The organism is Mycobacterium sp. (genome assembly GCF_035623875.1).
In the GTDB taxonomy this organism is placed as follows: domain Bacteria; phylum Actinomycetota; class Actinomycetes; order Mycobacteriales; family Mycobacteriaceae; genus Mycobacterium.
The window spans coordinates 35921-42690 of the sequence record NZ_DASPSP010000248.1; the positions used below are offsets into that span (position 1 = coordinate 35921).

Below are 6770 nucleotides of genomic sequence, written 5' to 3' on the forward strand. Positions count from 1 at the left end.
TGGCCAAAATCGCTGTGAGCGGAATCGGACCTGCCAACGTCACCCCCCCGGACGGGCCCTGACAAGCGCATACTTAACCCCAATGACCCATCCTGCAAGCCCTGCAAGTCCCGACGCCCAGACCCGCAAACCGGTGATCTTGACCGTCGACGACGATCCCGCGGTATCCCGGGCGGTTGCCAGGGATCTGCGTCGCCATTACGGCGAGGCCCACCGGATCATGCGGGCGGAGTCCGGCCCGGATGCATTGGAAACCCTTAAGCAGCTCAAACTGCGTGGTGAGACGGTCGCAACGCTCGTCGCGGACTACCGGATGCCGCAGATGACCGGTATCGAATTCCTCGAGCAGGCGATGGACCTGTATCCAGCGGCGCGGCGGGTGCTGCTCACCGCCTACGCCGATACCCACGCCGCGATCGACGCGATCAACGTCGTCGACCTCGACCACTACCTGCTCAAGCCATGGGACCCACCCGAGGAAAAGCTCTACCCCGTCATCGATGCCCTGCTGGACGCCTGGGAGCGGGCACCGGAACACCCCGTCCCACATACCAAGGTGATCGGGCACCGCTGGTCGGCGCGATCGTGGCAGGTACGCGATTTTCTGGCCCGCAACGGGCTCTACTACAACTGGTTCATGGCCGACGATCCCGAAGGCGAACAGCTGTTACGGGCCGCCGGCGAAGACGGCCTACGGCTGCCGGTCGTCGTCACCGAACGCGGCGACACCCTCGTCGAACCCAGCGACGCCGAACTGGCGGACACGTTGGGCCTCACCACCACCCCATCGCAGGAGTTCTACGACCTGATCGTGGTCGGCGGCGGGCCCGCAGGCCTGGCTGCCGCGGTCTACGGCGCCTCCGAGGGGCTGCGCACAGTGCTGATCGAACGCACCGCGACCGGCGGTCAGGCCGGCCAGAGCTCGCGGATCGAGAACTATCTGGGCTTTCCGGACGGGGTGTCGGGCGGCCAGTTGGCTGATCGGGCGCGCAGACAGGCCGAGAAGTTCGGCGCCGAACTGATCACCGCCCGCACGGCCACCGGGCTGGAGGTCAATGGGTCCAAGCGCACCGTCCGCTTCGCCGACGGCGGCTCCATCGACGCGCACGCGGTCATCCTGGCCACCGGCGTCGCCTATCGCCAACTGGCCGCCACCGGCTGCGCCGAGCTGACCGGGCGCGGCGTCTACTACGGGGCTGCCGTCTCGATCGCGTCGGACTGCAAGGACGAAGAGGTCTACGTGGTCGGCGGGGCCAACTCAGCCGGCCAGGCCGCGATGTATCTGTCCCGCCAGGCCAACTCGGTGACCATCGTCGTGCGTGGCCCGTCGTTGGAGGCGTCGATGTCGTACTACCTAATCCAGCAGATCGAGCAGAACCCCAAGATCAACGTGCGCACCTGTACCGAAGTTCACTGCGCTACCGGAGATGATCACCTGGAGAAGCTGACCCTGATCGACAACCGAACGGGCCAAACCGAGGATGTCACCTGCGGCCGGATGTTCATCTTCATCGGCGCCGCGCCGCGCACCGACTGGCTTGACGGGGTAGTCGCCCGTGACGACCGCGGCTTCATCCTCACCGGTCCCGATCTGCGGAACGTCTGCGGATGGACGCTGGACCGTCCACCGCACCACCTGGAAACCAGCGTGCCGGGCGTGTTCGTGGCCGGCGATGTGCGCGCCGACTCCGCCAAACGGGTTGCAGCCGCGGTCGGCGAAGGATCGATGGCCGTGATGCTGGTTCACCGCTACTTGGCCGAATCATGACCGACCAGCTGCCGTGCGACGCCGACGAGCTGCGCACCCTGTTCTTGTTCGAGGCGCTCAGCGACGAGCAGCTCGAGACGTTGTGCGCCGATGGCCACATCCAGCACTACGAACCGGGCCCAATCTGCGTCGAGGGCGAGCCGGCTACTTGCTTTTATGTCCTCATCGATGGAGAGCTGTCGATGTCGAAGCTTTCCGGCGGCCAAGACATCGAAACAAACCGGACATCGCAGCGCGGCGTCTATTGCGGCGCCTGGTCGGCGTTCACCGCCGAGCAGCATCAGACCTACACCACCTCGGTGCACGTGACCAAGCCGTCGCGGTTTTTCGTGATGGACGCGCCCGCCTTCGGCAAGTTCATGAAGGACCAGTTTCCGATGGCGGTCCACCTGCTCGACGGGCTGGCCGTCGGCACCGAGCGGACTCGTCGGATCATCGACAATCGCGAAAAACTGCTGGCGCTGGGCCAGTTATCGGCCGGGCTCACCCACCAGCTCAATAATCCCGCCGCGGCCAGCGTGCGAGCCGCCGCCGAGCTGCGTGAGCGGGTCGCCGGCATGCGGCACAAGCTGCGGACGCTCGCCGACGGAAGCTTCACCCCGCACGCGTTGCGCGCCCTGATGCAGCTGCAGCAGGAGGTCACCGAGCAGGTCGCCAAGTCCACGTCGCACCAGATGAGCGCGATCGAGACCGCCGACACCGAGGACGCCGTGGGCGAGTGGCTGGAGGACCACGGCATCGACGGCGGATGGGATCTGGCACCGACTTTCGTCGAAGGCGGCATCGACGCCGATTGGTTGGAGCGGATTTCCGCGGTTGCCCACGAGCTCCCGTCGACATCATTGGAGGGGGCTATCCGCTGGCTCTACTACACCGTCGAGATCGAGCTGCTGCTGAACCAGATTTCGGAAGCCAGCAAGCGGATCTCGGTGTTGCTTGCCGACGCCAAACAGTACTCTCAGATGGACCGCGCCCCGTTCCAGGTTGCCGATGTCCACGAACTGCTGCGCAGCACACTGACAATGTTTGCCGACCGGTTGGGCAAAGACAGCGGCAAAGGCGCCAAAACCGTCACGGTGGTCAAGGAGTTCGATCGCTCGCTGCCCGAAATCCCTTGCTTTCCAGGCGATCTCAACCAAGTATGGACCAATATCATTGACAACGCCATTGCCGCGATGGGCGAAGATGGCGGCACGCTGACCATCCGCACCGCCCGGGACGGTGAGAAAATGGCCCGGGTCGAGATCTGCGACACCGGGCCCGGGGTCCCCAACGACGTGCGCGAGCGCATCTTCGAGCCGTTCTTCACCACCAAACCAGTCGGCGAGGGCACCGGCCTCGGGCTGGATCTGGCCTGGAAGATCGTCGTCAAGAAGCATCGCGGGGATCTGCGCGTGGAGTCTGTGCCCGGCGATACTCGCTTCATCGTGCTATTGCCGCTGGAGATGCCGCCCGCCATCGATGTGACCCTGCCGCTAGACGACCCCGCCGAGGTTTCGCCGCAGGTGGAATAGCGACATCGCGCGACCGGTTGGAGACACCATGACTGATGCAGCGAGTAAACCCAATCTTGGTCGGTTCGGATCGTTCGGCCGCGGCGTCACCCCGCAGCAGGCCAAAGAAATCGAGGCCCTGGGCTACGGGGCCGTCTGGGTAGGCGGCTCACCGCCGGCCGAGTTGGAATGGGTGGAACCCATCCTCGAAGCGACAAGCACGCTGCAGGTGGCCACCGGCATCGTCAACATCTGGTCGGCACCGGCCAAGCCGGTCGCCGAGTCTTTCCACCGCATCGACAAGGGCTACCCCGGCCGCTTCCTGCTGGGCATCGGCGTCGGGCATCCCGAGGCGGTCAGCGAGTACCGCAAGCCCTACGACGCGCTGGTGGAGTACCTCGACCGCCTCGACGACTACGGGGTACCCGCCGAGCGTCGGGTAGTTGCCGCGCTGGGCCCGCGGGTGCTGCAGCTTTCGGCGCAGCGCGGCGCCGGAGCGCATCCCTACCTGACCACGCCGGAGCACACGGCGCACGCCCGGGAACTGATCGGCCCGTCGGCGTTTTTGGCGCCCGAGCACAAGGTGGTACTGACCACCGACGCGGACCACGCCCGCTCCGTCGGACGTAAGGCACTCGACATTTACCTCAACCTGGCCAACTACCTGAACAATTGGCGGCGGCTGGGTTTCACCGACGACGACATCACTCGCCCCGGCAGTGACCGCCTCGTCGATGCGATGGTCGCCTACGGCACGACCGACTCGATAGCCGCCCGGCTGAATGAACACCTCGACGCGGGCGCAGACCACGTGGCCGTTCAGGTGCTGACGAAGAGTGAGAACCTGGTTCCGGCGCTGGCCGAACTGGCCGGGCCGCTTGGACTGAACCAATCTTGACGAAGCAGAGGGGATCTAGATGAGCGAGGGAGTCTCGCTGAAACCTGACCTGGGCCGCTTCGGCGTGTGGCTGGCCTTCCGCTCACTGGCACCCGAACTCGCCGCCCAAATCGAATCGCTCGGTTATGGCGCCACCTGGGTCGGCGGATCGCCGGATGCGGAGTTGGAGTGGGTAGATCCGGCTCTGGCGCAGACCAATTCGTTGCAGCTGGCCACCGGGATCGTCAACATCTGGTCCGCACCCGCGCCGGTGGTGGCCCAGTCTTTTGAGCGCATCGAAAACGCCTATCCCGGAAGGTTTTTGCTGGGCATCGGGGTTGGGCACCGCGAGCACACCGAGGAGTACGTGAAGCCTTACGACGCGCTGGTCGGTTACCTCGACGAACTCGACGGTGCCATGGTGCCGACCAGTCGCCGAGTGCTCGCGGCGCTGGGCCCCAAAGTCCTGAAACTGGCCGCCGAGCGCAGCGCGGGCGCACATCCGTATCTGACCACACCGGAACACACGGCCAAAGCGCGCGAAGAGATGGGCAACTCGGTGTTCTTGGCGCCGGAGCACAAGGTGGTGCTCACCACCGACGTCGACGAGGCCCGCCGGATTGGCCGGGAGACCGTTGACCACTACCTGGGTCTGAGCAACTACGTGAACAATTGGCTGCGGCTGGGCTTCAGCGAGGACGACGTGCGCAAGCCCGGCAGCGACAGGCTGATCGACGCGGTGGTGGCTTACGGCACCCCGGAGGCGATCGCCGCGCGCCTCAACGAGCACCTGGAGGCCGGTGCCGATCACGTGGCGATCCAGGTGCTGGACGGCTGGACCCCGGAGACGCTCCTGCCCGCGTTGAGCGAACTGGCCGGACCGCTGGGGCTGATAGCCGTCAGCTGATCGCCCCCGCTCGGTTAGGGTTCGACCATGCGGCTGCTGGTGACCGGCGGCGCCGGTTTCATCGGCGCCAACTTCGTGCACACCACCGTGCGCGAGCACCCAGACGACGCGGTGACGGTGCTGGACGCGATGACGTATGCCGGCAGCCGCGAATCGCTGGCTCCCGTCGAGAACGACATCCGGCTGGTACAAGGCGATATCACCGACGCCGACTTGGTGTCCCGACTGGTCGCCGAGTGCGACACGGTGGTGCACTTCGCGGCCGAAACCCACGTCGACAACTCGTTGGCCGACCCGGCGACGTTCCTGCGGGCCAACGTGATCGGGACGTTCAACGTTCTGGAGGCGGTACGCGAGCACGGGGTGCGGCTGCATCACGTCTCCACCGACGAGGTTTACGGCGACCTGGCGCTCGACGACCCAAAGCGGTTCACCGAGTCCACGCCCTACAACCCGTCAAGTCCGTACTCGTCGACCAAGGCCGCATCCGACATGCTGGTGCGCGCCTGGGTGCGCTCCTACGATGTGCACGCGACGATCTCGAACTGCTCCAACAACTACGGGCCTTATCAGCACGTGGAGAAGTTCATACCCCGCCAGATCACCAACGTGCTTACGGGGCGGCGGCCGAAGCTGTACGGCAAAGGGACCAATGTCAGGGATTGGATCCACGTCGACGACCACAACGACGCGGTTCGGCGGATCTTGCACGGCGGCCAGATCGGCCGAACCTACTTGATCGGCGCCGGGGGCGAGCGCGACAACCTATCGGTGCTGCAGACGCTGTTAGAGCTGATGGGCCACGATCCCGACGACTTCGACTATGTCGTCGACCGCGCTGGCCACGACCTACGGTACGCTATCGATCCAACGGCGCTGTGCGACGAATTAGGCTGGGCGCCAAAGCATACCGATTTCACGGAGGGCCTGCGCGCCACCATCGACTGGTATCGGAACAACGAATCGTGGTGGGGTCCGCTGAAGGCTGCCGTCGAAGCGCGCTACGAGCAATGGAGTCGGTGACATGCAGGCCCGTGAACTCGATATCGCCGGCGTATGGGAGATCACGCCGCAGCTGCATTCCGATTCGCGTGGAATGTTCTTCGAGTGGCTCACCGACCGCGGGTTCACCGGGTTTGCCGGTCACCGGTTGGATGTCCAGCAAGCCAACTGTTCGGTATCGACGGCCGGTGTGCTGCGCGGCCTGCACTTCGCCCAGGTACCGCCGAGCCAGGCCAAATATGTGACCTGCGTATCCGGGTCGGTTTTCGATGTGGTTGTCGACGTCCGGGTCGGCTCACCGACTTTCGGGCGGTGGGACTCAGTGCTACTCGACGACCGCGACCACAGAACGGTGTACGTCTCCGAAGGCCTTGCGCATGGTTTCCTCGCGCTACAAGACAACTCGACGGTAATGTATTTGTGCTCAGCCGAATACAACCCGCAACGCGAGCACACCATTGCCGCCACCGACCCCGCGTTGGCGATTGACTGGCCCGGCGGCCATGAGTTGGTGTTGTCCGACCGCGACGCGGCCGCACCCACTTTGGACGAGGTCCGCGCCGCCGGCCTGCTGCCGACCTGGGAAGACACCCAAGCGTTCATTAACGGCTTGTGCGACAGCTAGAACGGCGGCGGTTCGTCGTCGCTGACGGGTGGTGGCTGACCCGACCGGGCGGCTTGGCGGGCTCGCTGATTCTGCTTACGTTCGGTGGCAATCCGGGC

General features: G+C 65.3%; 6 protein-coding genes. All 6 read left to right on the plus strand.

The annotated features are described in order from the left end of the window. Positions 1–82: 82 nt before the first annotated feature. From VEI45_RS20490 to rfbC, 6 genes are read left to right on the plus strand one after another with little or no spacing between them, the layout of a single operon-like run. Entirely contained in the window at positions 83–1768 is a 1686-nt protein-coding gene (locus tag VEI45_RS20490) for an FAD-dependent oxidoreductase (protein ID WP_324856357.1), read from the plus strand. Continuing rightward, entirely contained in the window at positions 1765–3282 is a 1518-nt protein-coding gene (locus tag VEI45_RS20495) for an ATP-binding protein (protein WP_324856358.1), read from the plus strand. The genes VEI45_RS20490 and VEI45_RS20495 overlap by 4 nt, the downstream gene beginning before the upstream one ends. Positions 3283–3310: 28 nt before the next feature. Further along, positions 3311–4159 (plus strand): LLM class F420-dependent oxidoreductase, encoded by an 849-nt coding sequence (locus VEI45_RS20500; RefSeq protein ID WP_324856359.1) that lies wholly within the window; start codon positions 3311–3313, stop codon positions 4157–4159. Between the two features lie 19 nt (positions 4160–4178). Then, a complete protein-coding gene (locus VEI45_RS20505) occupies positions 4179–5045 on the plus strand; it encodes an LLM class F420-dependent oxidoreductase (RefSeq protein WP_324856360.1) in 867 nt (288 codons plus the stop codon). 27 nt (positions 5046–5072) lie between these two features. Next, the gene (rfbB, locus tag VEI45_RS20510) at positions 5073–6068 is read left to right on the plus strand and encodes a dTDP-glucose 4,6-dehydratase (protein ID WP_324856361.1); all 996 of its coding nucleotides are present in this window, start codon (positions 5073–5075) and stop codon (positions 6066–6068) included. 1 nt (position 6069) lies between these two features. Further along, the gene (gene rfbC / locus VEI45_RS20515; RefSeq protein ID WP_324856362.1) at positions 6070–6672 is read left to right on the plus strand and encodes a dTDP-4-dehydrorhamnose 3,5-epimerase; all 603 of its coding nucleotides are present in this window, start codon (positions 6070–6072) and stop codon (positions 6670–6672) included. Positions 6673–6770 lie beyond the last annotated feature (98 nt).